The sequence below is a fragment of the Grimontia sp. THUN1695 genome (assembly GCF_059704325.2).
On record NZ_AP046577.1, the window covers coordinates 62,497 to 88,531 of the forward strand.

26 protein-coding genes are annotated in these 26,035 nt (G+C 51.2%); 12 read left to right on the forward strand and 14 right to left on the reverse strand.

Features of this window, described 5'->3' with window-relative positions; translation table 11 throughout:
* Window positions 1-84: 84 nt before the first annotated feature.
* The 8 genes from mreB (at window position 85) to tldD (ending at window position 10,881) form a co-directional block, all read left to right on the forward strand.
* Window positions 85-1,128 (forward strand): rod shape-determining protein MreB, encoded by a 1,044-nt coding sequence (gene mreB, locus AC6IB1_RS03685; protein WP_002537278.1) that lies wholly within the window; start codon window positions 85-87, stop codon window positions 1,126-1,128.
* Window positions 1,129-1,160: 32 nt separating this feature from the next.
* Window positions 1,161-2,084: a rod shape-determining protein MreC gene (gene mreC / locus AC6IB1_RS03690; RefSeq protein WP_005502232.1), complete on the forward strand. Its 924-nt coding sequence runs from the start codon at window positions 1,161-1,163 to the stop codon at window positions 2,082-2,084.
* Complete coding sequence (gene mreD / locus AC6IB1_RS03695) at window positions 2,077-2,565, forward strand: rod shape-determining protein MreD (RefSeq protein ID WP_497567869.1); 489 nt, start codon at window positions 2,077-2,079, stop codon at window positions 2,563-2,565. Before mreC ends, mreD begins: the two co-directional genes overlap by 8 nt.
* 12 nt (window positions 2,566-2,577) lie before the next feature.
* Window positions 2,578-3,165, forward strand: coding sequence for a Maf family protein (locus tag AC6IB1_RS03700; protein ID WP_497567870.1), 588 nt, complete (start codon window positions 2,578-2,580; stop codon window positions 3,163-3,165).
* Window positions 3,162-4,631 (forward strand): ribonuclease G, encoded by a 1,470-nt coding sequence (rng, locus tag AC6IB1_RS03705; RefSeq protein ID WP_497567871.1) that lies wholly within the window; start codon window positions 3,162-3,164, stop codon window positions 4,629-4,631. Before AC6IB1_RS03700 ends, rng begins: the two co-directional genes overlap by 4 nt.
* A gap of 17 nt (window positions 4,632-4,648) precedes the next feature.
* Window positions 4,649-8,533, forward strand: coding sequence for a YhdP family protein (locus AC6IB1_RS03710; RefSeq protein ID WP_497567872.1), 3,885 nt, complete (start codon window positions 4,649-4,651; stop codon window positions 8,531-8,533).
* A 3-nt stretch (window positions 8,534-8,536) separates the two neighbouring features.
* Window positions 8,537-9,355: a carbon-nitrogen hydrolase family protein gene (locus tag AC6IB1_RS03715; RefSeq protein ID WP_497567873.1), complete on the forward strand. Its 819-nt coding sequence runs from the start codon at window positions 8,537-8,539 to the stop codon at window positions 9,353-9,355.
* An 80-nt stretch (window positions 9,356-9,435) separates the two neighbouring features.
* Complete coding sequence (gene tldD, locus AC6IB1_RS03720; RefSeq protein WP_497567874.1) at window positions 9,436-10,881, forward strand: metalloprotease TldD; 1,446 nt, start codon at window positions 9,436-9,438, stop codon at window positions 10,879-10,881.
* Between the two features lie 44 nt (window positions 10,882-10,925).
* On the opposite strand, the gene yjgA is transcribed toward tldD, so the two are convergent.
* Window positions 10,926-11,456: a ribosome biogenesis factor YjgA gene (yjgA, locus tag AC6IB1_RS03725; RefSeq protein ID WP_497567875.1), complete on the reverse strand. Its 531-nt coding sequence runs from the start codon at window positions 11,454-11,456 to the stop codon at window positions 10,926-10,928.
* Between the two features lie 133 nt (window positions 11,457-11,589).
* Here yjgA and pmbA point away from each other — a divergent pair, with 133 nt between their 5' ends.
* Window positions 11,590-12,930: a metalloprotease PmbA gene (gene pmbA, locus AC6IB1_RS03730; protein ID WP_497567876.1), complete on the forward strand. Its 1,341-nt coding sequence runs from the start codon at window positions 11,590-11,592 to the stop codon at window positions 12,928-12,930.
* A gap of 94 nt (window positions 12,931-13,024) precedes the next feature.
* On the opposite strand, the gene AC6IB1_RS03735 is transcribed toward pmbA, so the two are convergent.
* The 13 genes from AC6IB1_RS03735 to AC6IB1_RS03795 all read right to left on the reverse strand — a co-directional run bounded on the left by AC6IB1_RS03735 (window position 13,025) and on the right by AC6IB1_RS03795 (window position 23,581).
* Window positions 13,025-14,077, reverse strand: coding sequence for an acyltransferase family protein (locus AC6IB1_RS03735; protein ID WP_497567877.1), 1,053 nt, complete (start codon window positions 14,075-14,077; stop codon window positions 13,025-13,027).
* A gap of 248 nt (window positions 14,078-14,325) precedes the next feature.
* Complete coding sequence (mgtE, locus tag AC6IB1_RS03740) at window positions 14,326-15,693, reverse strand: magnesium transporter (RefSeq protein WP_497567878.1); 1,368 nt, start codon at window positions 15,691-15,693, stop codon at window positions 14,326-14,328.
* A 126-nt stretch (window positions 15,694-15,819) separates the two neighbouring features.
* Window positions 15,820-16,095: an HPr family phosphocarrier protein gene (locus tag AC6IB1_RS03745; RefSeq protein ID WP_497567879.1), complete on the reverse strand. Its 276-nt coding sequence runs from the start codon at window positions 16,093-16,095 to the stop codon at window positions 15,820-15,822.
* Complete coding sequence (rapZ, locus tag AC6IB1_RS03750) at window positions 16,092-16,943, reverse strand: RNase adapter RapZ (RefSeq protein ID WP_497567880.1); 852 nt, start codon at window positions 16,941-16,943, stop codon at window positions 16,092-16,094. Before rapZ ends, AC6IB1_RS03745 begins: the two co-directional genes overlap by 4 nt.
* Before the next feature lie 20 nt (window positions 16,944-16,963).
* On the reverse strand, window positions 16,964-17,407 hold the full coding sequence (gene ptsN, locus AC6IB1_RS03755) for a PTS IIA-like nitrogen regulatory protein PtsN (protein ID WP_005502205.1): 444 nt from the start codon (window positions 17,405-17,407) through the stop codon (window positions 16,964-16,966).
* A 2-nt stretch (window positions 17,408-17,409) separates the two neighbouring features.
* Window positions 17,410-17,697 carry a ribosome hibernation promoting factor gene (hpf, locus tag AC6IB1_RS03760; protein WP_005502203.1) on the reverse strand — a complete coding sequence of 96 codons (288 nt, stop codon included), beginning with the start codon at window positions 17,695-17,697 and terminating at the stop codon, window positions 17,410-17,412.
* Window positions 17,698-17,723: 26 nt separating this feature from the next.
* Window positions 17,724-19,208, reverse strand: a complete 1,485-nt coding sequence (locus AC6IB1_RS03765; RefSeq protein ID WP_497567881.1) for an RNA polymerase factor sigma-54 — start codon at window positions 19,206-19,208, stop codon at window positions 17,724-17,726.
* An 85-nt stretch (window positions 19,209-19,293) separates the two neighbouring features.
* On the reverse strand, window positions 19,294-20,019 hold the full coding sequence (gene lptB, locus AC6IB1_RS03770) for an LPS export ABC transporter ATP-binding protein (protein WP_005502199.1): 726 nt from the start codon (window positions 20,017-20,019) through the stop codon (window positions 19,294-19,296).
* Between the two features lie 6 nt (window positions 20,020-20,025).
* Window positions 20,026-20,538, reverse strand: a complete 513-nt coding sequence (gene lptA / locus AC6IB1_RS03775) for a lipopolysaccharide transport periplasmic protein LptA (RefSeq protein ID WP_497567882.1) — start codon at window positions 20,536-20,538, stop codon at window positions 20,026-20,028.
* Window positions 20,519-21,085, reverse strand: coding sequence for an LPS export ABC transporter periplasmic protein LptC (lptC, locus tag AC6IB1_RS03780; RefSeq protein WP_497567883.1), 567 nt, complete (start codon window positions 21,083-21,085; stop codon window positions 20,519-20,521). Before lptC ends, lptA begins: the two co-directional genes overlap by 20 nt.
* Window positions 21,082-21,639, reverse strand: coding sequence for a 3-deoxy-manno-octulosonate-8-phosphatase KdsC (gene kdsC, locus AC6IB1_RS03785; RefSeq protein ID WP_497567884.1), 558 nt, complete (start codon window positions 21,637-21,639; stop codon window positions 21,082-21,084). The genes lptC and kdsC overlap by 4 nt, the downstream gene beginning before the upstream one ends.
* Window positions 21,639-22,610: a KpsF/GutQ family sugar-phosphate isomerase gene (locus tag AC6IB1_RS03790; RefSeq protein WP_497569077.1), complete on the reverse strand. Its 972-nt coding sequence runs from the start codon at window positions 22,608-22,610 to the stop codon at window positions 21,639-21,641. The genes kdsC and AC6IB1_RS03790 overlap by 1 nt, the downstream gene beginning before the upstream one ends.
* Before the next feature lie 8 nt (window positions 22,611-22,618).
* Window positions 22,619-23,581, reverse strand: a complete 963-nt coding sequence (locus tag AC6IB1_RS03795) for a calcium/sodium antiporter (protein WP_497567885.1) — start codon at window positions 23,579-23,581, stop codon at window positions 22,619-22,621.
* 394 nt (window positions 23,582-23,975) lie between these two features.
* Here AC6IB1_RS03795 and mlaF point away from each other — a divergent pair, with 394 nt between their 5' ends.
* Genes mlaF through mlaD form a run of 3 tightly spaced genes read left to right on the forward strand, consistent with a single transcriptional unit; the run spans window position 23,976 to window position 26,033 of the window.
* Window positions 23,976-24,773, forward strand: a complete 798-nt coding sequence (gene mlaF, locus AC6IB1_RS03800; RefSeq protein WP_497567886.1) for a phospholipid ABC transporter ATP-binding protein MlaF — start codon at window positions 23,976-23,978, stop codon at window positions 24,771-24,773.
* Entirely contained in the window at window positions 24,770-25,552 is a 783-nt protein-coding gene (mlaE, locus tag AC6IB1_RS03805; protein ID WP_497567887.1) for a lipid asymmetry maintenance ABC transporter permease subunit MlaE, read from the forward strand. The genes mlaF and mlaE overlap by 4 nt, the downstream gene beginning before the upstream one ends.
* Window positions 25,553-25,556: 4 nt before the next feature.
* The gene (gene mlaD, locus AC6IB1_RS03810) at window positions 25,557-26,033 is read left to right on the forward strand and encodes an outer membrane lipid asymmetry maintenance protein MlaD (RefSeq protein ID WP_497567888.1); all 477 of its coding nucleotides are present in this window, start codon (window positions 25,557-25,559) and stop codon (window positions 26,031-26,033) included.
* The last annotated feature ends 2 nt before the right edge of the window (window positions 26,034-26,035 follow it).

Genomic DNA, 26,035 nt, shown 5'->3' on the forward strand with positions numbered 1-26,035 from the left:
TCATCACCTTGCCGCGTCCCGTCAGCGTTGGTACATTTAGCGAAATTTGAAGAATTTTAATGCTTGCAGGATTAACCGAAGATTATGTTTAAGAAATTGCGAGGTATGTTCTCTAATGATCTGTCTATCGATCTGGGAACCGCTAACACTCTCATCTATGTGAAAGGACAGGGGATTGTTCTGGATGAACCTTCCGTTGTCGCAATTCGTCAAGATCGTGCAGGCTCACCAAAAAGCGTTGCGGCAGTTGGTCACGAAGCAAAACAAATGCTGGGCCGAACGCCAGGCAACATCGCGGCTATTCGTCCGATGAAAGACGGCGTTATCGCTGATTTTTATGTGACAGAAAAGATGCTGCAGCACTTTATTAAAACCGTTCACGACCACAGTTTTATGCGTCCCAGCCCACGTGTACTGGTGGCGGTTCCTTGTGGTTCAACCCAGGTTGAGCGCCGTGCTATCCGTGAATCTGCGTTGGGTGCTGGTGCACGTGAGGTGTACCTGATTGACGAGCCAATGGCGGCGGCAATCGGGGCCGGCCTGCCAGTGTCTGAAGCGACCGGTTCTATGGTGGTCGATATCGGTGGCGGTACCACCGAAGTGGCCGTTATCTCCCTGAACGGTGTAGTGTACTCCTCGTCTGTTCGCATCGGTGGTGATCGTTTTGACGAGTCGATCATCAACTACGTACGCCGTAATTACGGCAGCCTGATTGGTGAAGCAACGGCTGAGCGCATCAAGCATGAGATAGGTTCTGCTTACCCAGGCGACGAAGTGCGTGAAATTGAAGTGCGTGGCCGCAACCTGGCAGAGGGTGTGCCACGCAGCTTTACCCTGAACTCCAACGAAATCCTGGAAGCACTGCAAGAGCCGCTGACCGGTATTGTGTCTGCGGTGATGGTGGCACTGGAACAATGTCCGCCAGAGTTGGCATCAGACATCTCTGAGCGCGGTATGGTGCTGACCGGTGGTGGTGCGTTGCTGCGGGATCTGGATCGTCTGCTGACCGAAGAAACCGGTATTCCGGTCGTTGTGGCTGAAGAGCCGTTGACCTGCGTTGCGCGTGGTGGCGGTAAAGCGCTTGAAATGATCGACATGCATGGTGGCGATCTGTTCAGCGAAGATTGATCCTCTTCCACCAACAAACAGGTTGTAACTGAATGAAACCAATTTTTGGCCGTGGGCCATCACTACAATTACGCCTGTTCTTCGCTCTATTACTATCAGCCAGCCTTATGCTGGCTGATAGCCGTCTGGGTGCTTTCACCAATTTCCGTTATTTGCTTAATTCGTTGGTGGCTCCGTTGCAGTATGCCTCCAATGTGCCGCGTGATCTGCTGGACGACACATTCCGCCAGTTCACCTCGCATCAACAGCTGTTGATTGAAAACACCAGGCTCAAAGAAGAAGTGCTGATGCTCAGAAGCGACCAGCTGCTGTTTGAGCAGATGGAGCAGGAAAACCAGCGTCTTCGTGAACTGTTAGGATCGCCGTTTGTGCGTGATGAACGCAAGATGGTCGCAGAAGTGATGGCGGTGGACTCTGATCCTTACAAGCATCAGGTGATGATTGATAAAGGGCGTACCAATGGTGTTTACGAAGGCCAGCCGGTGATCAACGAGCGCGGCATTGTGGGACAGGTATCCTATGTCGGGGCACACAATAGCCGGGTGCTGCTGATTACTGACCCGACCCATGCCATCCCCGTGCAGGTGGTGCGCAATGATATTCGTGTCATTGCCTCAGGGCGTGGCGACAATGACAACATCCAGCTGGAGAACATTCCGAGCAGCACCGATATTGAGCCGGGCGATATGCTGGTGACATCCGGATTGGGCGGTGTCTTCCCGGAAGGGTATCCGGTGGCAAAGGTGACGTCCTTCTCGTTTGATAACAAGCGCCCGTTTGCCCAGGTTGACGCCAAGCCGGAAGTGCAGTTTGACCGGCTGAGATATCTTCTGTTGGTATGGCCAACGGATGTGGAAAAGAAAGCAGTGATTGAAGATGCAGAACAGGTGCCGGTGGATGATGCGCCGTCTGACGCCGCAGGAGAGGAACAGCGACAAGAGGTAAGCAATGGCTAATTCAACCTTGCGTGGCCGTGCGCTTATCTGGATATCATTTATTATTGCGCTGATATTGCAGGCGGCTCCCTGGCCAGGTGAACTGGCGCCTTTCCGTCCTTCCTGGGTGCTGCTGGTGGCATTTTACTGGGTGCTGGCACTGCCACACCGGGTTAATGTCGGGACCGCCTTGGTTGTCGGTTTGCTATGGGATTTGATGTTAGGCTCAACACTTGGCGTGCGTGGGTTGATGATGTCGGTAGTGGTATATATCGTCGCGCTGAATTTCCAGATGCTGCGCAACATGTCACTTTGGCAACAGGCTGCGCTTTTGTGTTTGCTGACCCTGGCAGGAAAAGTGCTGGAGTTTTGGGCGGAGTATCTGGTCTCCAATGTTCAGTTCGATCCTACGCAACTTTGGGCGGGCCTGCTTAACTTTTTATTATGGCCCTGGCTGTTTTTGTTGTTGCGACGGATACGCCGTCAGTTTTCGATTAAGTAATCTGGAGAAATCATGGCAGATCTTCAACTTTACCTCGCGTCTGCCTCACCCCGAAGAAAGGCGTTGCTGGAACAGCTTTCTGTCCCGTTTGAGATTTTACGTGTTGATGTGGAAGAGCGGCGCCAGCCCCATGAACAAGCGGCGGACTATGTTCGCCGTTTATCCCTGGAGAAAGCCAAGGCCGGTGTGAATGTCGCCCCACTCGATTTACCTGTACTGGGCTCTGATACCATCGTGGTGTGTGACGGTCATGTAATGGAAAAACCATCGGATCTGGCGGCGTCGCGACATATGTTGCGTCAGCTTTCCAACCGCCAGCATCAGGTGATGACTGCGGTGACACTTGCCGACCGGCACCATTCGCTGACCACGCTGGTCACAACCCATGTCTGGTTCAAGCCTCTCAGTGATGACGACATTGACGCCTACTGGCAAAGCGGTGAGCCTTGCGACAAGGCGGGAAGTTATGCCATCCAGGGGATGGGTGGCCGATTCGTGACACGCATTGACGGCAGTTACCATGCCGTGGTCGGGTTGCCGCTTTATGAAACTGACACGCTGTTGAAAGAATTCCAACAATTACGTGGTAGAACCTTATGAACGCAGAGTTACTGATTAACGTAACGCCGTCAGAAACCCGCGTCGCCATGATAGAGGCGGGTAACCTGCAAGAGATCCACATTGAGCGCGAAGCCAAACGCGGCATTGTCGGCAATATATACAAAGGCAAAGTGAGCCGTGTATTGCCGGGTATGCAGGCGGCGTTTGTCGATATTGGTCTGGATAAGGCCGCGTTCCTGCACGCGTCGGATATTGTTCCCCATACCGAATGTGTCGCAGAAAACGAAAAGCAGCAGTTCCAGGTGCGTGATATTTCCGAACTGGTCCGCCAGGGGCAGGATATCGTGGTGCAGGTGGTGAAAGACCCGCTGGGCACCAAAGGTGCACGCCTGACGACAGACATTACCTTACCGTCACGCTACCTGGTTTTCATGCCGGGGGCGTCTCATGTGGGGGTGTCCCAGCGCATTGAGAGTGAGGCAGAGCGTGAGCGCCTCAAACGCATTGTCTCTGAGTACTGTGATGACCTGGGTGGTTTTATTATCCGGACTGCTGCCGAGGGCGCATCTGAGCAGGAGATGGCACAAGATGCAGCGTTTCTGAAGCGTCTGTGGAATAAAGTACTGGAGCGTCGTGCCAAACGTCCTTCCAAATCGATGCTTTACGGTGAGTTGGGACTCGCACAGCGTATTCTGCGTGATTTTGTCGGTACTGAGCTGGATATTATCCGTGTTGATTCCCGTTCAGCGGTGGAAGCATTGCGGGAATTTACTGACGAGTTTGTCCCTGAGCTGTCTGACAAAATTGAGCTGTATACCGGTGAGCAACCTATTTTCGATATGTATGACACCGAAAATGAAATTCAGCGTTCACTTGACCGCAAAGTGGAGCTTAAATCCGGTGGTTACCTGATCATTGACCAGACTGAGGCCATGACCACGGTGGATATCAACACCGGTGCGTTTGTTGGCCGCCGTAACCTTGAAGAGACCATTTTCAACACCAATATTGAGGCGACCCGTGCGATCGCCCGCCAACTGCGCCTTCGCAACCTTGGCGGTATTATCATCATCGACTTTATCGACATGATCTCGGAAGAACACCGTCAGCGTGTATTGCAATCCCTTGAGCTTGCGCTGTCGAAAGACCGTGTCAAAACCAACATCAATGGTTTTACCCAGCTTGGCCTGGTGGAGATGACCCGCAAACGTACCCGCGAAAGTATTGAACATGTGCTGTGTGGTGAGTGTCCAACCTGTGAAGGCCGCGGCTCGGTCAAAACGGTGGAAACCGTGTGCTACGAAGTGCTGCGTGAAATTACCCGTGTTAACCGTGCGTATGATGCGGACAAGTTCGTGGTTTATGCGTCACCGTCTGTGGGAGAAGCGCTGGAAGGTGACGAGTCACACGCGGTGGCTGAGCTGGAAGTCTTTATTGGCAAGCAGGTGAAAGTGCATATAGAACCGCTGTATACCCAAGAGCAGTTCGATGTGGTGATGATGTAAGTGAGACTGTTCGTTTAATGGCTGGGTTGGCTCGACGTGTAGCAATAACGGTGAAATGGCTGGTTGTCGCGGTATTGGTGAGTGCTGCGGTGTTTACTGCGGCTATGCGTGTGGTCTTGCCCAATTTGGACACGGCAAAAGCGCCAATACAGCGATGGGTATCAGAAGCCAGTGGTTTCACCATTGATTTTTCCGCGTTCAAGGGGCACTGGCGTTATTTGGTGCCCTCTTTGTCTTTGCATAACCTGACGCTTTCCACCGAGGCCTCGCAGCTTGAAATCCTGACGGCGCAGCGCATCGATATGCAATTTGACCTCTGGGCCAGCCTGCAACGCCGTGAACCGACGTTTTCCAATGTGTCTATCAACGGCCTGAATGTTGACCTGACCCAGCTTCCCGAGCGTGATAATCCGGGCAGTGAAAGCCTGAGGGACCAGCTGGAACGTCTGTTTTTGGTGGAGCTTGGCCAGTTCACCATCAAAGATGCCAAGGTCACTTTACTCTCGCCTTCTGAAGAGCGCCAAATCATCAATATCGCCTCTCTTTTGTGGGATAACCGGGAAAGAACCCACCATGTTCAGGGGGTGGTCAGTGTGCAGGGCACGTCGCTGAACAAGGTAGAAGTGCAAGGCGTTTTCACAGAAGACAGTGGATTAAGTTCTCTAGATGGCGATTTTTATCTCAAAGCCGATGATGTCTCGCTGAAAAGATGGATTGGGACCTTCATCAACCCGGATGTCTCCCTGGTCAAAGCCACAGTTGGGGGGGAAGCCTGGCTGACGGTGGAAAATGGCCACCCGCGTTCAGCGCTGGTCAGTCTCAGCGGCAGTGACGTGGCTTGGTCCCCGAACACTCCCACGCTTCAGGATCAACAAAGCAATACCCAATCCGTAAAGGTGGAGCGTGGTCAAATCTTGCTTGAGCGCTTCGCATCAGGCTGGCGTATCGCGACAGATAACGTTGCGATTAAAACCGATGGCAAGCTGTGGCCTGAGCCAAACCTGCGGGTGGAGATTGGTGACAATCACTGGCGACTGAATGCCAGATACCTTGATATTGGTCTGCTGTTGCCGCTGCGTGAACTGGTGCCTTTGCCGGATGAGGTGGAAAAGGCACTTCAGGCTCTTTCTCCGGACGGGAAGGCGCAGGATATCCGTGTTGCCAAAACTGACGGGGAAGCTGTGCGCTATTCCGCAGCGCTCAATGATATCCGTTTCGGGCATTGGGGGTATTTGCCGGAAGTTCATAAACTCGACATGACGCTGGCGGGCGAAGGCCGCAACGGCAAGGTCGTGTTGTCGATGACCGATGACACCCTGCCATATGGTGATTTTTTCCAGGCGCCACTTAATATCGAGCAAGGTGAGGTTGTTGGCTTCTGGACGCTGGATGATCAGCGTGTGACCATCTGGTCGGATCGGGTGGCAGTGCGTTCTCCGCATCTGAACGTGTTGGGGGAGTTCCGTCTTGATATCCCGTTTGATGACAGCAGTTCCTGGCTCGCCTTTTATGCAGAAGCCAGCCTGAACAACGCGGGCGAAACCTGGCGCTATCTGCCGACTCTGGTCCTTGGTGAAACACTGACAGACTACCTCTCAGCGGCAATCCGAGGTGGTCAGGCTGATCACGCCAAGCTGGTGTGGTATGGCGATTTCGCTACCTTCCCATACCCTGAACATCAGGGGATTTTTCAGGCATATGTGCCACTGAAGAAAGCCCAGTTCAGTTTTGATACCCAGTGGCCGACGTTGACCGAGCTGGATTTGGATCTGCTGTTCCAAAATGATGCGCTGTACCTCGATGCTTCCAATGTTGGGTTGATGGGCGCGCGTGGGTACGGCTTGAAGGGAAAAATTCCCTCTTTCAGTGACGATAACAGCGTGCTGTTGATTGATGCCAATATTGCGTCCAGCGGAGAGGATCTGCGTGAATACATGCTGGCAACGCCGCTGGTGGACTCTGTTGGGGCCGCGCTGACCCATGTGCAGGTCGACGGTCATGTCAAAGGCAATATTTCCCTCAATATCCCGCTGAATGGCGACGATGTGCTGGTGAAAGGGCGGGCATCCCTCAACAACAGTCAGGTGTCGATTGTCAGCCCGGAGATGACCTTCGACAATGTCAGTGGTGAGATTGCATTTGATAACGACGTGGTTTGGGCGGACAAGCTCACCGCTAGCTTACTTGAGCAGCCGGTGGCAATCGGTTTCAGGGGGGAGACGGAATCAGACAGTTATCTGGTCAATATCGACATTGATGGCAGGTGGGATGCAGACAGGCTGAAAAAAGCTCTCAGCCAACCGGATCTTTCGATTATCGAGGGGCAGTCAGACTGGGATCTGAATGTGGGGGTTGCACTCAGGGACGTGGGTTTCACTTATGATATCAACCTGGATGCGGACCTGACCGCCATGCAAATCAACCTGCCAGCGCCGTTTGATAAACCGTTATCTACGACAGGTTGGGGTAGCCTCAAAGCGTCTGGTGATGCACAAAGCCTGGTGGGACAGGTGGTGCTGCCGAACCTTAAATACCAGGCCAATGTTGATATCAGCCATGATATTCCCGTGGTAACCAAGAGCCGCATTGTGATGGGCGAGGGAGAGCTCTCTTTGCAGCCTCTTTCCGGCAATGGCGTCAGCATTAACGTGCCGGAACTGGATATCCCGGCCTGGAAGGATGTCATTGCACGGCTGGAAGCCGCCCATCAAGACCCCAAAGCCTCGTTCCCCGTGGTTTTGCCCGCACCGTCAAGGCTGAATGTGAAAGCGGACAGGATTAAAGCCGGCGAACTGGTTTTTAATCACTTTTCCATGGCAGCACGGAAGAAAAGTGACGGTTACCATGTATTGGTGGGCAGTGAGGAGTTGGCGGGCGATGCGTGGTGGGATGAAGATGACTTTCTGACGGCAACCATTGAGCATCTTTTCCTCAATGTGGACCTGGATAAAGACAGCCAAGAGAGTGAAGCCCCGGCGCAGCAGCACGCCAGTCACCGGACGGCATCTGATTTTGACCGCGCCATGATGCGTTATATTCCTTCGACGGACTTGACCATCAAAGAACTCTGGGTTCAAGGCTATCGTCTTGGCAGCGTAAACACCCAACTGCTGAAACGGGGAGACACTATCACGATGCCAAAATTTGTTCTCGACAGCGGTGGCACACAGATACGGGCAAGCGGTGATTGGTCTATTACCCGGCAAGGTTTTAATCATTCGGATCTGACGTTTGATGTGACAGCCAAAAACAGCAGCGACCTGATGGGGCGCTTTGCTGTGACTGGCGGTATACAGGATGCAACCGTGAAATCCTCAGGCCAGATCAGTTTTGACGGCGCTCCGTGGGCAGTGGATGTCGCCACCATGGATGGCACACTCACGACCAAGATCGAAAACGGATACATCTGTGGTGTTGGCGGGGCTGGCCGCCTGCTTGGTCTTTTTAGCCTAAATTCTATCTTGCGAAAAATGCAGCTCGATTTCACCGGCGTATTTGAAGACGGTCTGGCTTTTGATGAGATAAGTGGCAGCGCATCAATCACTAACGGGGTTATTGTCACGGATAATATCCAGATGAAAGCACTGGCAGGTGATATGTTTATAAGAGGGATAGCAAATCTTGCGAAAAATCAGGTGAATGCGGACGTCAGGTTCGTACCTGATTTAACCTCCGGGATCCCGGTGTTTACCGCGTTTGCTGTCACCCCTCAAACTGCGCTGTATGTCCTGGCTGTCACCACGGTGCTTTCGCCGGTAGTCGATGCGTTTACACAGGTTCGCTATCAGGTCAGCGGGGCTATTGATGATCCGGTTGTCAGGGAAGTGTCGCGCAGTACCGGCGAAGTGACATTGCCAGAAAAAGCCTTTAAGCGCTTGCGAGAACAGCAGAAGGAGCAATAGGTTATGACCATGTTTGGCGTCGTACAAATGAACTCAGGGATGGATCCGCAAGACAATCTTGACGTGCTGGAAGCGCAGTTAACACACCTCCGTATTCAGGGTGTCCGTCTGGTACTGACACCGGAAAACTGTCTGGTATTTGGCACCAAGGAAGATTACGAGAAGCATGCGGAAGTGCTGGGGCATGGCCCCTTACAGAAAAAATTGTCCCAGTTGGCATTCGAACAGGGCCTTTGGTTGGTGGTGGGGTCTTTCCCCATCCGCAACAATGATGGCACCCTGAGCACCACCTGCCTGGTCTATGATGCTGCCGGTAACCTCCGTGCTTCTTACGAAAAATTGCACATGTTTGATGTGGATATTGCCGACAACCACCGCAGTTACCGCGAATCCGACACCTTTAAATCCGGCGATAATCTGGTGCTGGTGGATACGCCGTTTGGTACATTGGGCCTGTCAATTTGTTATGACATCCGTTTTCCGCAGTTGTACTCCGCACTTCGTCAGCGTGGTGCAGATATCATCGTTATTCCTGCAGCGTTCACCCAAGTGACCGGTGTGGCGCACTGGGAGGTGTTGCTCCGTGCCCGTGCTATTGAGACCCAGTGCTGGGTACTGGCTGCTGCACAGTGTGGCAGTCACCAGGGGGGACGTGAAACCTATGGGCATTCGATGATTGTCGATCCCTGGGGACAGGTTGTCACCGCGTTGGGTGATCAGGTAGGCAGTGCATGGGCAGAGATTGATCTTGCCTCCAACAGCGCTATTCGCAATAAAATGCCTGTCCTGCAACATGCCCGGTTGCAATGCGCAATGAAATAGCGCAACCTCGATGCCAATTCGTTCCCACACTATAGCCGGTTGTGGGACTTTCTTTTTTAGCGCTAAAGAGCAGTTTATTCATGAGCCTGGAACACGTGGAAGAAACCATACTGCACCTTTCCGGTGTCAGTAAAAGTCAACTCAGCCAAACCCTGGAGCACCTGGCAGCAAGAAACATCGACTATGGCGATGTGTATTTTCAGTCCTGCTGGCATGAATCCCTGATGCTGGAAGATTCCATCATCAAAGACGGCTCTTTCAATATTGACCGGGGCGTTGGTGTCCGTGCTATCAGCGGTGAAAAGACCGGCTTTGCCTACTCAGACCAAATTAATGCCGATGCCCTGATGCAAAGCGCTACTGCAGCACGTGGTATCGCTGATAAGAACGGTAAGCTGAAAGTGTCAGCGTTTGCGACCCGTCAGTATCCGATGATTTATCAGGCGGTCGATCCGCTGCAAAGCATGACCAAGCAGGAAAAAATTGCCTTGCTGAAAGAAGTCGATGCTTATGTGCGCGCTAAAGAGCCTCTGGTGCAGGAAGTGTCGGTCAGCATCGTGGGTGTGTATGAGCAGGTGCTGATTGCCGCAACAGACGGCACCTATGCGGCGGATATCCGTCCACTGGTCCGGTTCTCTGTCAGTGTGCTGGTGGAAAAAGACGGGCGTCGTGAACGTGGTTCGGCGGGTGGTGGTGGCCGTTTTGATTACACCTATTTTACTTCAGAAGAAGACGGCAAAACCGTGGCGATGAATTACGCGGATGAGGCAGTCAGACAGGCGCTGGTTAATCTGCATGCCAAAGGCGCACCGGCGGGAACCATGCCTGTGGTTTTAGGTGCCGGCTGGCCGGGTGTCTTGCTGCATGAAGCGGTGGGGCATGGCTTGGAAGGGGACTTCAACCGCAAGGAATCGTCAGTCTTTACCGGACAAATCGGTGAGCAGGTGACATCACCGCTTTGTACCATTGTGGATGACGGTACGTTAAAAGATCGCCGTGGTTCCCTGAATATCGACGATGAGGGTGTGCCGGGCCAATACAACGTGCTGATTGAAAATGGCATTCTCAAAGGCTACATGCAGGATAAGCACAATGCACGCCTGATGGGTGTCGCACCAACGGGTAACGGTCGCCGCGAGTCTTACGCGCATCTGCCGATGCCACGGATGACAAATACCTACATGCTGGCAGGGGAAAGCACACCGGAAGAGATCATCAGCAGCGTTGAATATGGTCTGTATGCCCCGAATTTTGGTGGCGGTCAGGTCGACATTACATCCGGCAAGTTTGTGTTTTCAACCAGCGAAGCCTACCTGATTGAAAACGGTAAAGTGACCACGCCGGTGAAAGGGGCAACCCTGATTGGCAGTGGCATTGAGGCCATGCAACAGGTCTCTATGGTGGGTAACGATCTGAAACTCGACCGTGGTATCGGTGTCTGTGGTAAAGCTGGGCAGAGTGTCGCGGTAGGCGTCGGGCAGCCAACCCTGAAGCTGGATGCCATGACAGTGGGTGGCACCGAGTAACTTTCTGATATAAAGCATAAAAAAGCCGGGTGACCCCGGCTTTTTCAGTCTTCAGACTCTTCTCGCAATGCTTTCAGCATCTGGAAGATTTCGCGGTATGCTTTGGGCGGCTTATTGCCTTCCTGCTCCTTCTTGGCCTGACGGGCAAGTTGGCGCAGTTTCTGGCGATCAGCGTTAGGGTATAGATCAACCACATCATTGATGGCGTTGTCGCCTTCTGCCACGACACGATCACGCAGCTTTTCCATCTTGTGCAGTTCGATAGATTGCTGGCTGTGTTTGTTGCGCAGCAGATCCAGCGCTGCCTGAATCGGCTCAGGATCGCGGGCGCGCATCAACTTGCCAATGTATTGCATCTGGCGGCGCTTGGCTTCTTTTTCAAAGCGTTGGGCATCGGCAATCGCAACACGCAGATCGTCATCCAGCGGAAATTTTGCCAATACAGCCGATTTCAGTGCCACCAGCTCTTCACCCAGCTTTTGCAGCGCTTCCATGTCGCGTTTCATTTCGCTCTTACTGACCCAAATGATCTCTTCTTCCTCTTCCCAAGGCTCACGTTTGTTCTTACGGCCCATAATGCTTCCCGAGGTTGTCACTTTCTATAACGGCGTATCTTATCAAGAATGTCGAATTTTGCTGGGTTTTTTTAAGCATAGTGGCCCTTTCGAATGGTATGCTTAGCCATAACACCCATCAATTTAAGACCTTATGGACGTGAAACAACAGGTAGCTCAGCAACGTGTTGAGCTAGAAGCGGCGGTGAGTCGTGCACTGGAGCTGGCAGGCAAAAAAGCTGATGCAGCGGAAGTGGCCATCACCAAAACCACCGGTATCAGTGTTTCTACCCGTATGTGCGAGGTGGAAAACGTGGAGTTTAACAGCGACGGTGCGCTGGGGATCACGGTGTATCGCGGAAATCGTAAAGGGAGTGCGTCGACGTCGGATTTGTCTGAAAAAGCGATTATCCAAACGGTTGAAGCGGCGCTGGATATTGCCAATTATACGTCAGAAGATCCTTTCTCAGGCCCCGGCCCGAAAGAACTGATGGCCTTTGAATACCCGGATCTGGACTTGTTCCATCCTGACGAACCTGAGCCGGATCATGCGGCGGAAAAAGCCATCGCAGCGGAGCGTGCTGCACTGGAGCATGACAAGCGTATCAAGTTCAGTGATGGGGCAAGCTATGACAGCCACTATGGTGTGCGTGTTTACGGCAACAGCCACGGCATGCTGGGCAGTTATGCTTCCAGCCGCCACAGTATCAGTTGCAGTGTGATTGCCGAAGACAGCAAAGGCATGGAGCGCGATTACAGCTACACCGTCTCCCGTGATAAGGACGAGTTGTGGGCGCCGGAAAAAGTGGGTATTGAAGCGGCAAAGCGCACCCTTGCGCGTATGGATCCACGCCGCTTGTCGACAGGCCAGTTTCCGGTGATGTTCGCGGCGGATGTAGCGACAGGGCTGCTGGGGCATTTGGTGATGGGGATCAGTGGCTCGAACCTGTACCGTAAATCCTCTTTCCTGCTGGATAAGCTGGGCCATCAAATCCTGCCCGATTGGTTCGAAATCTATGAGCGCCCACATATCCTGAAAGGCATGGCCAGTGCGCCGTTTGACAGCGAAGGTCTGAACACCCGCGATCTGGATATTATCAAGGCCGGTGAACTTCAGACCTACCTGGCAACCAGTTATGCTGCCCGCAAACTGAATATGCAGCCAACCGGCCATGCTGGTGGTATCCACAACTGGTTTGTGAAAAACACTGGCCAGACATTCGAGCAAATGCTGAAAGAGCTGGGTACCGGTCTTTTGGTTACTGAACTGATGGGACAGGGCGTTAATATCGTCACGGGTGATTATTCCCGTGGTGCGGCAGGGTTCTGGGTCGAAAACGGAGAAATCCAATATCCGGTCAGTGAAATCACTATTGCAGGCAACCTGTCAGATATGTACAGGCAGATCGTGGCTGTTGGGGCAGATACTGAGTTCCGTAGCCAGATCCAGACTGGGTCAATTCTGATTGAATCGATGAAAATAGGTGGCGAATAACGTTTCTGCCATCCCCAATCTGCGCACATCCACAAAAAGCTACTTTCACGCCATGAAAGTGGCTTTTTTGTCTGATGATGAGGCTCAATAGCACCTAATACCCAATAATATTGCGGGACTTTACTTTTCCTGTCAGCAGCTTATTCAGAGCGATAGAGATCAGCATACTTACTAAAATCACGATCAGGCAAGTGACCAGAAAGTAGGGAATATTTGTTGATTCCGGATGGTTGAGAAAAGGTAGCCTTTTCATGGTTGTCAGCACCCAGGGATGAATGAAAAATATGGCAAAGCTGGTATCGGAGATAAGATCTACTAACTTGGTTTTAAAAGCGAAAGTCTCCATAACAAAATAAAGGCCGAGGGATAAACACATCTTTTGAATGAACATGATGTCAATGCCACCATATTCAAACATCCCTTTTATGTAATTGCCATTATGACCTAATGTATATTGATAAAAGGCGAGAACAATGGTGAGAAAAATAAATACCCCTCCTTTTAAACCACAGTTCTTATTCACAGAATCACGGTAAAGTGATAGATAAATACCTGTCAGATAAAAAGGAGTAAAATAAAAAAGCATCTGTATTGGATTAATGTTTTCATATGATCGATGAATAAACATTGATGCAACTGATGAAAAGGCAATGATAATAATTTGGGTACGCTGGGAAAGTTGTATGAATTTATAATGAAGTGGAGAAGAAAGAAAAAGGAGTGCAGCGAAAGGGATGTACCAATAGGCTGTCAACATACGTCCGGTGAGGTAATATTTTATTGTAGTCGTCAGTGTATTATCTTCAGGGGAGAAAAATACAACTTTGTTATAATCCGCATCAGGTGAAAAAAATCCAGACTTAATGATATAAACAAGAGCGATTGCAAACGTTGCGAGAATTAAATAAGGAATAATCACTCTTTCAATTTTTCCTTTTATGAAAGATTTGAATTGATATCTTTTATAAAAGACATGATGGAACATATACCCTGAAATAAAAACAAAAAGTGCTGTGCCACCAGATATTATATTTTTTATAACTGAAATCAATCCTGTTGTATTTTCAAGGCCGTAAACATAAGTGTGGCTCATTACAATAGAAATAATAGCAATGGCCCTGTAATTGTGGATGGATTGCAAGAACATTATGAACTCCTGTACTAACATTCTGGCGCACATTCTACGTTTGTTATGTTAAGAATAGTGTCTAACTTTTGAATGTCCAGATGAATTAAGAGCGCTAATAGCTTGAAGGCGTTAGTTTTTTGATGGTAGGGATCACTGTGTGATTTAGTGGCAGGTTGCGGGGGATTTTCATCTTGGTTATCCGGTAGGTCACCAGATAATCACGATTAAAAAGCCTCGCTGGGAGGCTTTTGACGTATTCCGGGAAGTCAGACCAAAAATAGCGTTGCCAGTCCAAGGAAAACGGAGAGGCCAACCATGTCAGTAATCGTGGTCAAAGCCATTCCGCCGGCAAGTGCGGGATCGACTTTCATTTTTTTGAGCAGGATTGGAACGGTGACACCGGCTACGCCTGCCACGACCAGATTGGTCAGCATTGCCGCAGCAATAATGCCTCCCAGCATCAGATTTCCTTTCCACAGTACGACCACACCACCAATGATACAGGCCCAGACTACACCGTTTAAAAGCCCCACCAGGGCCTCCTTGTTGAGTAGCCAGCGGGTATTGGAATCACCGATATGGCCGACAGCAAGACCGCGGATCACCAACGCGACTGTCTGGTTCCCGGCAACACCGCCCATTGATGGCACAATGGTCATCAGTACCGCGATAGCTGCCATCTGATCAAGGGTGTTTTCAAAAAGGTTTGAGACAGAGGCTGCCGCCAGAGCTGCAAGGACATTGGCACCGAGCCAGATACTCCGGCTACGGGCAGATTTCAGGACCGGTGCGAAGGTGTCTTCTTCGTCATCCAGACCTGCCATACTCATCATGGAGTGCTCGGCATCTTCACGGATAATGTCGACTACGTCATCGATGGTGATACGGCCAACCAGTTGATATTCCTTATCAACCACCGGGGCTGAAACCCAGTTACGTCGCTCAAACAGGCTGGCGACATCGCTGTCACTCATGTCGACGGGAATGGCATCATCCACGTCTCCCATCACTTCCAGTACCTCGGTATCGGGCTGAGACGTCAAAAGGGCAGTGATAGCCAGTTCGCCAATTAAGCGGCTGTTTTCATCCACCACATACAGAGCATCTGTGGCTTCCGGCAATTTCCCCTTCATACGCAGGTAACGTAGCACGACGTCGACAGTCACGTCCGAACGGATGGTGACCACGTCGGTGTTCATCATCCCACCCGCCGTCTCTTCCGGGTAAGCCAGTGCTTGTTCAACCCGTGCACGATCCTGGGCATCCATTTGCGACAGGACATCCTGGGAAACGTTATCAGGCAAGCTTCGAAGCAGGTAGGCTACATCATCGGTATCCATGCCTTCTGTCGCAGCTGCAAGCTGCTCAGGTTGCATTCGCACCATAATGCCGTCTTTCACATCTTCGGACAGCTCTTCGAGGATCTCCCCTTGTTCTTCAGGATCGGTCAGTTGCCACAACACCAGGCGGCTTTTTGGGGGAGAGGCTTCAAGCAGGTGCGCAATGTCCTCCGGCTCCATGTCTTCGAGCATTCGACGGACATGCACGAACATGCCATTTTCAAGGGCTCGGCTGACTTCCTGTAACGTTTGGTGCGTTTGGCTAGGTTGTTCTACTTCGTAATTCTCTGCCATAGGAGTGTCCGGATATCGGCGGGTGACGCAATGACGTGAATATTAACGCAAACAGTCCAGACTGTCTTTGCACTTTGAGAATGAAAAACGAGGGAAACATGAAATTGTAGGGGGTGAGATAAAGGTTTAGTTGTCTTCATCGAAACCCGCCTCAATGAGCGCGGTGACGGCTTCAAAGGCTTGTTGTGCCTGATTGCCTTTTGCAGATACGGTAATTTGTTCTCCCTGGCTGGAGTCGAGCAGTAAAATACCCATCACACTATCCGCCGTCACCGTTTGCCCATTTTTAGTCAGCATGACCTGGGCATCAAAGCTCTGTGCCAGTTCCACCAACTTGACGGCTGCGCGGGCATGAAGGCCAAGGCGGTTACGGATCAGCACTTCTTTGCTGGGCGGGTTCATACTTTTCCTTCCAGCGTGCGGTGGCGGATCTGGACCTGGTGGCCCGTCGCAGCAAAGTAATCGGCGAGGTATTGGGCAATATATACTGAACGGTGTTGACCACCGGTGCAGCCTATCGCCACAGTAAGGTAGCTGCGGTTATTGTTTTCGAGTGCTGGTAACCAGGACTCAAGAAAACTTTTCACCTGGGCAATCAGCATGGCCACATCTTGTTCTGCGGCGAGGAACATTTTGACTGGCTCATCGAGCCCCGTCAGTGGCCTGAGCGCAGGATCCCAGTGCGGATTGGGGAGAAACCGCACATCAAACACATAGTCAGCGTCGGAAGGCAGACCGTGCTTGAAGCCGAAAGATTCAAATACCATCACCAGATCGCGGTTGGTACGGCCCAACACCAGGGAGCGTACCGCTTCGCTCAAATCATGCACTGAGTGCTTGGAGGTGTTGATCACCTTGTCGGCCCGCTCTTTGAGTGGTGTGAGCAGCTGCTTTTCGCGTTCTATGGCCTGCTCGAGGGAGAGATTATCGCGGCTGAGTGGATGCAAGCGGCGGGTTTCACTGAACCGTTTAATCAACTCAGCGTCATCGGCATCAAGAAAGAAGATATCAACGTTGACGTCGTTTGGCAGTTTGGTCAGCGTATGGGTAAATTCATCGGGATCAGCCGGCATGTTACGGATATCGATGCTGACCGCGATGTGATTATCTTTACCATCTTGTGTCGCAATAAATTGCGGTAGAAGGTTGACTGGAAGGTTGTCAACGCAGTAATACCCCAGGTCTTCCAGCACACGGAGTGCGACCGATTTTCCAGAGCCTGAACGGCCACTGACGATTTTAAGCTGCATGATGCACGTTCCTGCGCTGATTATCCTGTGATGATATCGTAGAGTTCCTGATCGGAGCTGGCGTGGCGAAGTTGCCGACAAATCTGTTTGTCACCCAGCTTTTGTGCAATCAATGACAGGGTTTTCAAGTGTTCTTTGCACTGGTCATCAGGGACCAGCAGGGCAAAAAGCAGATCAACGGGTTGGTTATCTATGGCATCAAACTCAATCGGCTCGGCGCACTGGATCAGGACACCAACGGCTTGGTTACTGTTAAAAATACGACCATGGGGAATGGCGATGCCATTGCCGATGCCCGTACTGCCCATTTTTTCCCGGCTAAGCATACATTCGAAAAGCTTTTGCGGATTTTGATCCAGTTGGCCAGCAGCCAGCTCGCTGATCACTTCAAGTGCCCGTTTTTTACTTGAACAAAGGACTGCACTTTTCGTGCAGTCCAGTTTGAGTACGTCTTTGAGTTCCATAGTTAATGGTGGTTCATTTTTTCTTTGTGTTTGGTTAACTGTTTAATCAGCTTATCTGTCAGCGAGTCGATCGCCGCATACATGTTTTCTGAATCGGCTTTTGCGTGAATTTCGCCATTATTGACATGCAGGGTCGCTTCGGCAATCTGCTGTAGTTTTTCGACGTTAAGCACGACATGAACGTTATTGATGTGCTCAAAAAAGCGTTCAAGCTTATCAAACTTGGTTGTCACGTAGTCCCGCAGAGCGTCTGTGATTTCGACGTGGTGACCGGTGAGATTGATTTGCATAAACATCTTCCTTCTGGTTGAGACGCCTAAATAAGGCGCTTGCGCTGATTCGACGGTGCAATACCCAGAGACTCACGATATTTTGCTATCGTTCGTCGCGCGACCTGGATGCCTTGCTCCGCCAGCAGTGTGGCAATTTTGCTGTCGCTGAGTGGTTTCGCCGGGTTTTCGGCGGCAACCAGTTTTTTCACCAACGCGCGAATTGCCGTAGAGCTGCATTCACCGCCATTGTCTGTACTGACATGGCTTGAGAAGAAGTATTTCAGTTCGAATATGCCACGGGGCGTGTGCATGTACTTTTGTGTAGTAACCCGGGAGATGGTGGACTCATGCATGTCCACAGCCAGTGCGATGTCGTTGAGGACCATCGGCTTCATGGCTTCTGCTCCGTATTCAAAGAAATCCTGTTGATGTTCAACAATGCAACGTGCCACTTTCAGCAGGGTTTCATTACGGCTTTCAAGACTTTTGATCAGCCATTTCGCATCTTGAAGGTGGCTGCGGATAAATTGACTGTCTGAGGCGCTGCATCCGTTTTTGGCCAGTGCGGCGTATTGTTGGTTTACCTTAAGGCGAGGCACTGCATCTGGATTGATGTGTACTACCCACTTGCCCCGGTCTTTAAATACGGAGACATCGGGGATGACATACTCTGCTTCATTGGTGACGATGAGGTTGCCTGGACGTGGCTCGAGGCTGTGAATGAGGCGCATGACTTCCTTCAGCTCAGGCTCACGTAGCTTGGTCTCTTTCATCAACTGACGGTAATCGCGGTTGGCAAGCAGGTTCATGTGCTCACGAAGCACAAGGCGTGCCTCATTAAGCCAAGGGGTATTTTCGTCAAAGGCGGCGAGTTGGATAAGCAGACATTCCTGCAACGAACGTGAAGCGACACCCAGTGGGTCGAATTGCTGCACACGTTTAAGCACAGCTTCAACTTCATCCAGTTCGACTTCGCCTTCTTCAGTGCCGAGGCTTTCCAGAATATCTTCACAGGTGACGGTGAGATAGCCTTTGTCATCTACTGCGTCAATGATGGCAGTCGCAATGGCAAGATCAATGTCTGTAAATGGCGTCAGTTGGAGTTGCCAGTTAAGGTAATCGAAAAGCGTCTCAGTGGTTTCGCCCTGATAAACGGGAATGTCGTCACCGGCTGAGATGCCAGTACTGCCGGTGTTGGCGCTGTAAACATCATCCCAGGTGGTATCGACAGGCAGGTCGTCCGGCATTTCCTGCTGCCCCAATGCATCAGAACTGTCCATTGAGTCCGGGCTTTCTGACTCAGCGGTAGACACACTGACATTCTTTTCGCCCTCAAACTCCTGCGCATCGTCGCCGTCGATAGTGCTATCACCGGTTTCATCCTGTTCGAGGAGTGGGTTGGCTTCCAGCGCTTCCTGAATTTCTTGTTGCAAATCAAGTGTCGAAAGCTGCAACAGGCGAATCGCCTGTTGCAGTTGCGGAGTCATTGCAAGTTGTTGGCCAAGCTTGAGCTGAAGCGAGGGTTTCATAGTTTTACTGGCACCTTTCCTTTTATCTATTATCAGTGCAAATATCAGTGCATATATCGGAGCGATTTGCCAACCGTCCCTTTAACTATAGCCTGAACTGGTCTCCGAGATAGACGCGTTTTACATGCTCATCATTGAGCACTTCATCAGGTGTGCCGTGGGCAATCAAGTGTCCTTGGCTAACAATATAGGCGTGTTCACAAACACTGAGTGTCTCACGTACGTTGTGGTCGGTAATTAATACGCCAAGGCCGCGGTCACGTAAGTGCTCAATAATTTTCTTGATATCGATGACTGAGATTGGGTCTACGCCCGCGAAGGGTTCATCGAGAAGGATAAACTTCGGGTTGGCAGCCAATGCGCGTGCGATTTCGACGCGTCGGCGTTCGCCTCCTGACAAGGCCATGCCCATACTGTTACGAATATGTTGGATGTTAAATTCGTCCAGCAGGTCTTCGGCTTTATCCTGGCGTTCTTCTTTGGTTAGCTCTGAGCGGGTTTGGAGAACCGCCATTAGGTTGTCATAAACACTGAGTTTCCTGAAAATCGAGGCTTCCTGTGGCAGGTAGCCAATCCCCAGGCGTGAGCGGTTATGCATGGGTTGAATACTGATGTCCAAGTCGTCAATCTTGATGGTGCCTTCATCACGGGCGACCAGACCAACAATCATGTAAAAAGACGTGGTTTTTCCCGCACCGTTTGGCCCTAACAATCCGACGATTTCGCCGGACTTTACTTCAAGGCTGACATCGGTGACGACCTTGCGGCCGTTATAGCTTTTTGCGAGATTTTGAGCGGTGAGAATAGCCATACCGTGTTATTTCTTGCCGTCTTGTTTGGTTTGTGGCTGCAATACGGTGGTGACACGACTGCTGTCATCACTTTCTGCAACCAGCAGCTGTTTGTCGATGTTGTAGGTGATGGTTTGGCCTTCTACCTGATTACCGCCTTCCTGTGTCAGCACTGCGTTGCGTTTCATGATCAGGAAGCTTTTGGCCGTTTCATAACGTAGATCGAAGGCTTCTCCGTTGATTTTCTTTCCATCATCCATGGTTTGTTCAAAAGTAGCAGGCTTGCCATACGCATCAATCACTTCTGCACCCTCTTCTCCAGAAGGGCGGGTGACCACCACTTTATCGGCGCGCAGGCGAATAGACCCCTGACGTAAGTAGACGTTACCGGTGAAAACCACGGTATTGGTTTTCATGTCAAGGTTTTGCGAGTCGGAGTCAATGTAAATTGGCTGCTCGGAGTCTGTTGACAGTGCCAGGGCTGAGCCGGATAACAGCATCAATACCACAGCAAAGACGTTAGTTCGTTTTTTGTTCATACCTGCTCTTCACTTGCTCAATCAGTTCCATCTGGTGGGAGCCAAAATTGCCTTTAACTCTTTCGCCACGCGTTTGCAGACCCACACCGGTAATTTCGGTTTCAGTGTCTGACCAGAAGTCGCGGGTAACGAGATCCAGGGTAAGTTGTTCAGTAGTGATGACTTTTATCTGGGCATCGGGTAACAGGTTAAAGATCCTGACCCGTCCTTTCATCACCAGTGTTTGGGTATCTTCAAGTACCGCAAACTCTGCGCTGACCCGCCACTCTTCCTCTTCCCCGTTACTATATGTCCAAAGTACAGGCTCGTTAAAGTGGGTTTCATCGAGTTGCTGATAGTTTTCTATATGCACAGACTCAATGCGGTAGCTACGAAGTCCCTGTGCATTATAGGTCGTGGAATTAACATTCTCGGCAGTAAACAGGGGCTTTTCTGCATCCGGTGCAACCTGTACGTCATCTTCCCAGTAGTGTTGGGTAAGCAGGTAATAACCTGTGTAACCACACACTGCCAGCAGAACCAGCATAACAAGGCGTTGCAACGTCATATACTCAGCCCTTTGTGCGCATCAAGTTCGCCGCGCGCCTCCAAAATCAGATCGCACACTTCACGCACCGCGCCATAGCCACCGGGCGTGCGGGTGACCAGATCGGCACGTTGTGCCAGCAGGGGATGACCATCATTGACACAGACCGACAGACCCACCTGAGACATGACTGGCCAGTCAATCAGATCGTCACCGATATATGCGGTTTGTTTCGCCGGAATACCAAGGCGATTGACAAGATCCTGATAGGCTGAGGCTTTATCGTCTTGTCCCTGGTAAATGTGCTGGATGCCCAAGGCGGCCATACGGCGTTCCACGATGGCTGATTGGCGACCGGTGATAATGGCAATTTGTACACCCGCATTCATCAGAGATTTCACACCATAACCATCACGGGTATGGAACGCTTTTAATTCTTCGCCGTCGTTACCCAGATAAATACGGCCGTCTGAGAACACGCCGTCTACATCGCAAATCAGTAAGCTAATGGTGCGGGCACGCTCCACCAATTCTGTTGCCACCGGGCCGTAGAGGGTCTCGGTCATTGGCTGCATTACATCACTCCAGCTTTAAGCAGATCGTGCATATTGAGTGCGCCGATCAGTGTGTCATTATCTGTGACCAGCAATCCGTTGATTTTCTTCTCTTCCATCAGCTTTAAACCTTCTGCGGCCAGCATGTCGGCACTGATACACGTCGGGTTTTTCCCCATCACTGCACCGATGTCAGTGCTGTGCACATCGATACGTTGGTCAAGAAGGCGGCGTAGATCGCCATCAGTAAAGATGCCGAGGACAGTGTCTTGGCTATCAACGACAGCGGTCATGCCCAGCCCTTTGGCCGACATTTCCAACAGGGCATCACGAATCGTGTGGTGTGGCAACACTTTGGGGAGTTTGTCACCACTGTGCATGACATCTGCAATGCGTAGCAAGAGTTTGCGGCCCAGTGCACCACCGGGGTGGGAGAGGGCAAAGTCGTCTGCGGTAAACCCTTTTGCCTGCATCAGCGCCACTGCCAGGGCATCCCCCATCACCAGAGTTGCGGTAGTACTGGACGTTGGTGCGAGACCAATCGGGCATGCTTCTTTTGGCACCTTGATGCAAAGGTTGACCTGTGCCAGACGCGCCATGGTTGACGCCGGGTTACTGGTCATGGTGATCAATGTGATGCCACGGCGTTTAACCACTGGCAATAACGTAATGATTTCTGAGGCTTCACCGGAGTTGGAAATGGCGAGCACCACGTCGCCCTTTTCGATCATTCCCAGATCGCCATGGCTGGCTTCGCCTGGATGAACGAAAAACGAGGGGGTGCCGGTACTGGCCAGCGTGGCGGCAATCTTGTTGCCTACATGGCCGGACTTCCCCATGCCCATTACCACGACTTTGCCTTGGGCATTAAGGATGAGCTGGCATGCTGTGACGAAATCCTCGTTAATGTACTGTTCGAGTTGTGTAATCGCGTCGCGTTCAGTTTTCAGTGTGGTGATGCCAGCCTGGCGAAAATCAAAATCAGTCATAATCAGTCCAGTTATGCCGCAAGGTGTGTAAACAAATAGCCTTGATAGCCGACAAAGCAGGCTAGAAATCCGATGCCTTCCCAGCGGTTAATGGTGCGTGCTTTGCCCACAGCAAAGAAAAACAGCAACACAGATAGCGCCAGTGTTACGTAAAAGTCACGCTCCATGGCCAGAGGGTTAATGCCAGAAGGTGCCAGTATAGCGGGAATCCCCATCACAGCGAGAATATTGAAGATGTTTGAGCCGATGATGTTTCCCACCGCCATATCGTCTTCCCCTTTCATCACCCCTGCGACGGAAGCTGCAAGTTCTGGTAGGCTGGTGCCCACAGCGACGATAGTCAGGCCAATCACCAGATCGCTCATGCCAAAGGCCTTGGCGATAATCACGGCGGAATCAACTACCATATCAGCACTGAAAATCAGCAATACCAGACCGACAATGACCCAGATAGCCGCTGACATATTGCTGACACCTTTCGGGATTTCAGACTCCTGCTCGGCAAGCATAGGGTCTTCTTCCCCACTTTCGCGGCTAAATTTCATCATCATTAGCAAGAAGATTGCGAACAAGACGGCCAGTACCACGCCGTCCCAGAAACTGAGGTAGTGATCCCAGAGAATGATGCCTGCAACAGCGGTGACGCCCAGCATCATTGGCAACTCCCGGCGCAGGATGCCTGAACTGATCGCCAGTGGCCTGATCAAGGCTGTCACGCCCAAGATCAACGCAATATTGGCAATGTTTGAGCCGAGCACATTACCGACGGCGGTATCTGTCTTTCCGCTCAGTGCTGCCGTGGCGGACACCACCATCTCCGGGGCGGAACTCCCCATGGCGAGAATGGTCATACCGATAACGAGCGGAGAAATGCCCACGTTACGGGCGAGAGCGGCAGCGCCGTAGACCAGTTTGTCAGCACTCCATACCAACAAACACAAACCCACAACGAGAATGGCGGTCGCTTCAAACATTTAGATACCTTAAAAAAGAGAGGGCGAAGGATACAAAAGAGCAATTTTGACCGCTAATTGAGTAAATGTGAAGAAAAAGGGCTGAGTCATTTCAGTTAGCTTGGACGTGTCAATAATGACTGGGCTCTCTTCCAAGGGTTTTGGGATAGTAATGAATTCACAAAAACACAAAAAAACGGGCAAAAGAAAGGTAAACCCGCCATGCTTTTCTAACCGATAGCGGTGATCTTAATTCCAATGTCTGTACGTCATAAAAGACATGATTTGTCTGAAAATTGATAGAATTCTTATCAGAAATTTGCAAATGAATGGTGTACGATTACTTGTTTTGCCATAGCCGCACCTCTATGATCGTGCGACTAACCTTCAAGGAAAACAACATTAAAGGGCCTTGATGAGTACGACGAACCTGGTTGAAGTGAATAACCTGACATTCTCACGTGGCGAGAGGGTGATTTTTGACAACGTCAGCCTGACGGTGCCGGTTGGCAAAGTGACTGCCATTATGGGGCCTTCCGGGATTGGCAAAACCACCCTGCTTCGCCTGATTGGTGGGCAACTCCTTCCGGATAAGGGGGAAGTGGTGTTTGCCGGCCAGAATATTCCCACACTTTCACGCAACAAACTTTATGAAGCGCGAAAGCGCATGAGTATGTTGTTTCAGTCCGGCGCCCTTTTTACCGACATGACAGTGTTTGACAATGTTGCCTTTCCCCTGCGTGAACATACAGCGTTGCCAGAGTCCCTGATCAAAACCATTGTCTTGCTCAAATTGGAAGCGGTAGGGCTTCGGGGAGCTGCAGATTTGATGCCCAGCAGCCTGTCGGGTGGCATGGCAAGGCGGGCTGCACTGGCACGTGCCATTGCGATGGATCCGGAGCTGATTATGTATGATGAGCCTTTTGCCGGTCAGGATCCGATTACCATGGGGGTGTTGGTGTCCTTGATCCGTAATCTGAATCAGGCGCTGGGATTGACTTCTATCGTGGTTTCCCATGATGTGCCTGAGGTGATGAGTATTGCGGATCATGTTTATCTTTTGGCGGATGGCAAAGTGATTGCGTCAGGCTCACCCCAGTCTTTGCGTGAGAATCCTGATCCCCGGGTTAGCCAGTTTCTCCGGGGAGAAGCGGATGGCCCCGTGCCATTCCGGTATCCCGCCAAAGACATTACACAGGAGCTGTTTTCGTGATTGTTAACCTGGTTCAGGCATTGGGTGCCCGGGCGATGGCGGTATCGCAAACCATGGGACGTGCCACCTTTGTGTTGTTGGGAGCCTTAGTAGGCAAGCCCCAACCGAAGAAAATGTTTCCGCTGTTACTGACTCAAATTTACTCTGTCGGTGTGCGATCGTTGGCCATTATCATGGTGTCCGGACTGTTTATCGGTATGGTGCTGAGCCTTCAAGGGTATTTGGTGTTGGCTGACTTTGGTGCAGAGAGCTCATTGGGACAAATGGTGGCACTTTCACTACTCAGAGAGCTTGGGCCCGTGGTCACCGCGTTGCTGTTTGCAGGTCGTGCAGGCTCAGCGCTGACGGCGGAAATAGGCTTGATGAAAGCCACCGAGCAGCTATCCAGCCTGGAAATGATGGCGGTGGATCCGCTGCGCCGCGTAATTGCGCCACGGTTTTGGGCTGGGGTGATTTCCATGCCCCTGCTGGCGATGATTTTTATGATGGTGGGTATCTGGGGTGGACAGCTTGTCGGGGTTGACTGGAAAGGTATCGACTACGGCAGCTATTGGGCGGTAATGCAATCGTCTGTTGAACTTGGCTACGACATTGGTCAGTCATTTATAAAAAGCTTGGTGTTCGCTATCACTGTTACTTGGATTGCACTGTTTAACGGCTATGATGCCATACCAACATCGGAAGGGATCAGCCGCGCGACAACACGAACTGTGGTGCATTCTTCTTTGGCAGTGTTGGGATTGGACTTTGTCCTCACGGCACTGATGTTTGGGAGCTAACTAGATGCAACAAAACCGTAAAACTGAATTTTGGGTGGGCACCTTTGTCCTGGCCGGGATAGTCGCCGTGCTGCTGCTGATTTTCCAGGTAGCTGACGTGAAGAGCTTCTCCCGCACCGATCACTATACACTTCAGGCCCACTTCGACAACATTGGTGGTTTGAAAGTACGCTCACCGGTGAAAGTTGGCGGTGTGGTTGTGGGGCGTGTTAGTCAGATCTCTTTGTCCGCGCCGGATTATGTGCCAACTGTCACTATGGAGATAGACCGTAAGTTTGGGTATTTCCCAGAAACCAGCTCAGCCGCCATTCTGACCTCAGGTCTGTTGGGAGAGCAATATATTGGTATTCGTCCAGGTTTTCTCGATGAAGACATTGATGTTTTGCAAGATGGCGATTTATTGGAAGACACACGCTCAGCGATGGTATTGGAAGACTTGATTGGTCAGTTTCTTTACAGTGTCGGTGGGTCAGAGGAGTAGTC

Coding starts and splice junctions, on each gene's coding strand:
- hpf (WP_005502203.1), bottom strand. CDS start 17,697: ATGCAAATCAATCTCACCGGTCACCACGTCGAAATCACAGACGCTCTG.
- kdsC (WP_497567884.1), bottom strand. CDS start 21,639: ATGCAGCCAATGACCGAGACCCTCTACGGCCCGGTGGCAACAGAATTG.
- yjgA (WP_497567875.1), bottom strand. CDS start 11,456: ATGGGCCGTAAGAACAAACGTGAGCCTTGGGAAGAGGAAGAAGAGATC.
- mlaF (WP_497567886.1), top strand. CDS start 23,976: ATGAGTACGACGAACCTGGTTGAAGTGAATAACCTGACATTCTCACGT.
- lptA (WP_497567882.1), bottom strand. CDS start 20,538: ATGAACAAAAAACGAACTAACGTCTTTGCTGTGGTATTGATGCTGTTA.
- AC6IB1_RS03795 (WP_497567885.1), bottom strand. CDS start 23,581: ATGTTTGAAGCGACCGCCATTCTCGTTGTGGGTTTGTGTTTGTTGGTA.
- rng (WP_497567871.1), top strand. CDS start 3,162: ATGAACGCAGAGTTACTGATTAACGTAACGCCGTCAGAAACCCGCGTC.
- AC6IB1_RS03735 (WP_497567877.1), bottom strand. CDS start 14,077: ATGTTCTTGCAATCCATCCACAATTACAGGGCCATTGCTATTATTTCT.
- AC6IB1_RS03710 (WP_497567872.1), top strand. CDS start 4,649: ATGGCTGGGTTGGCTCGACGTGTAGCAATAACGGTGAAATGGCTGGTT.
- lptC (WP_497567883.1), bottom strand. CDS start 21,085: ATGACGTTGCAACGCCTTGTTATGCTGGTTCTGCTGGCAGTGTGTGGT.
- lptB (WP_005502199.1), bottom strand. CDS start 20,019: ATGGCTATTCTCACCGCTCAAAATCTCGCAAAAAGCTATAACGGCCGC.
- AC6IB1_RS03745 (WP_497567879.1), bottom strand. CDS start 16,095: ATGAACCCGCCCAGCAAAGAAGTGCTGATCCGTAACCGCCTTGGCCTT.
- rapZ (WP_497567880.1), bottom strand. CDS start 16,943: ATGCAGCTTAAAATCGTCAGTGGCCGTTCAGGCTCTGGAAAATCGGTC.
- mreD (WP_497567869.1), top strand. CDS start 2,077: ATGGCTAATTCAACCTTGCGTGGCCGTGCGCTTATCTGGATATCATTT.
- AC6IB1_RS03715 (WP_497567873.1), top strand. CDS start 8,537: ATGACCATGTTTGGCGTCGTACAAATGAACTCAGGGATGGATCCGCAA.
- AC6IB1_RS03765 (WP_497567881.1), bottom strand. CDS start 19,208: ATGAAACCCTCGCTTCAGCTCAAGCTTGGCCAACAACTTGCAATGACT.
- mreC (WP_005502232.1), top strand. CDS start 1,161: ATGAAACCAATTTTTGGCCGTGGGCCATCACTACAATTACGCCTGTTC.
- AC6IB1_RS03700 (WP_497567870.1), top strand. CDS start 2,578: ATGGCAGATCTTCAACTTTACCTCGCGTCTGCCTCACCCCGAAGAAAG.
- ptsN (WP_005502205.1), bottom strand. CDS start 17,407: ATGGAACTCAAAGACGTACTCAAACTGGACTGCACGAAAAGTGCAGTC.
- mlaD (WP_497567888.1), top strand. CDS start 25,557: ATGCAACAAAACCGTAAAACTGAATTTTGGGTGGGCACCTTTGTCCTG.
- mreB (WP_002537278.1), top strand. CDS start 85: ATGTTTAAGAAATTGCGAGGTATGTTCTCTAATGATCTGTCTATCGAT.
- pmbA (WP_497567876.1), top strand. CDS start 11,590: ATGGACGTGAAACAACAGGTAGCTCAGCAACGTGTTGAGCTAGAAGCG.
- tldD (WP_497567874.1), top strand. CDS start 9,436: ATGAGCCTGGAACACGTGGAAGAAACCATACTGCACCTTTCCGGTGTC.
- mgtE (WP_497567878.1), bottom strand. CDS start 15,693: ATGGCAGAGAATTACGAAGTAGAACAACCTAGCCAAACGCACCAAACG.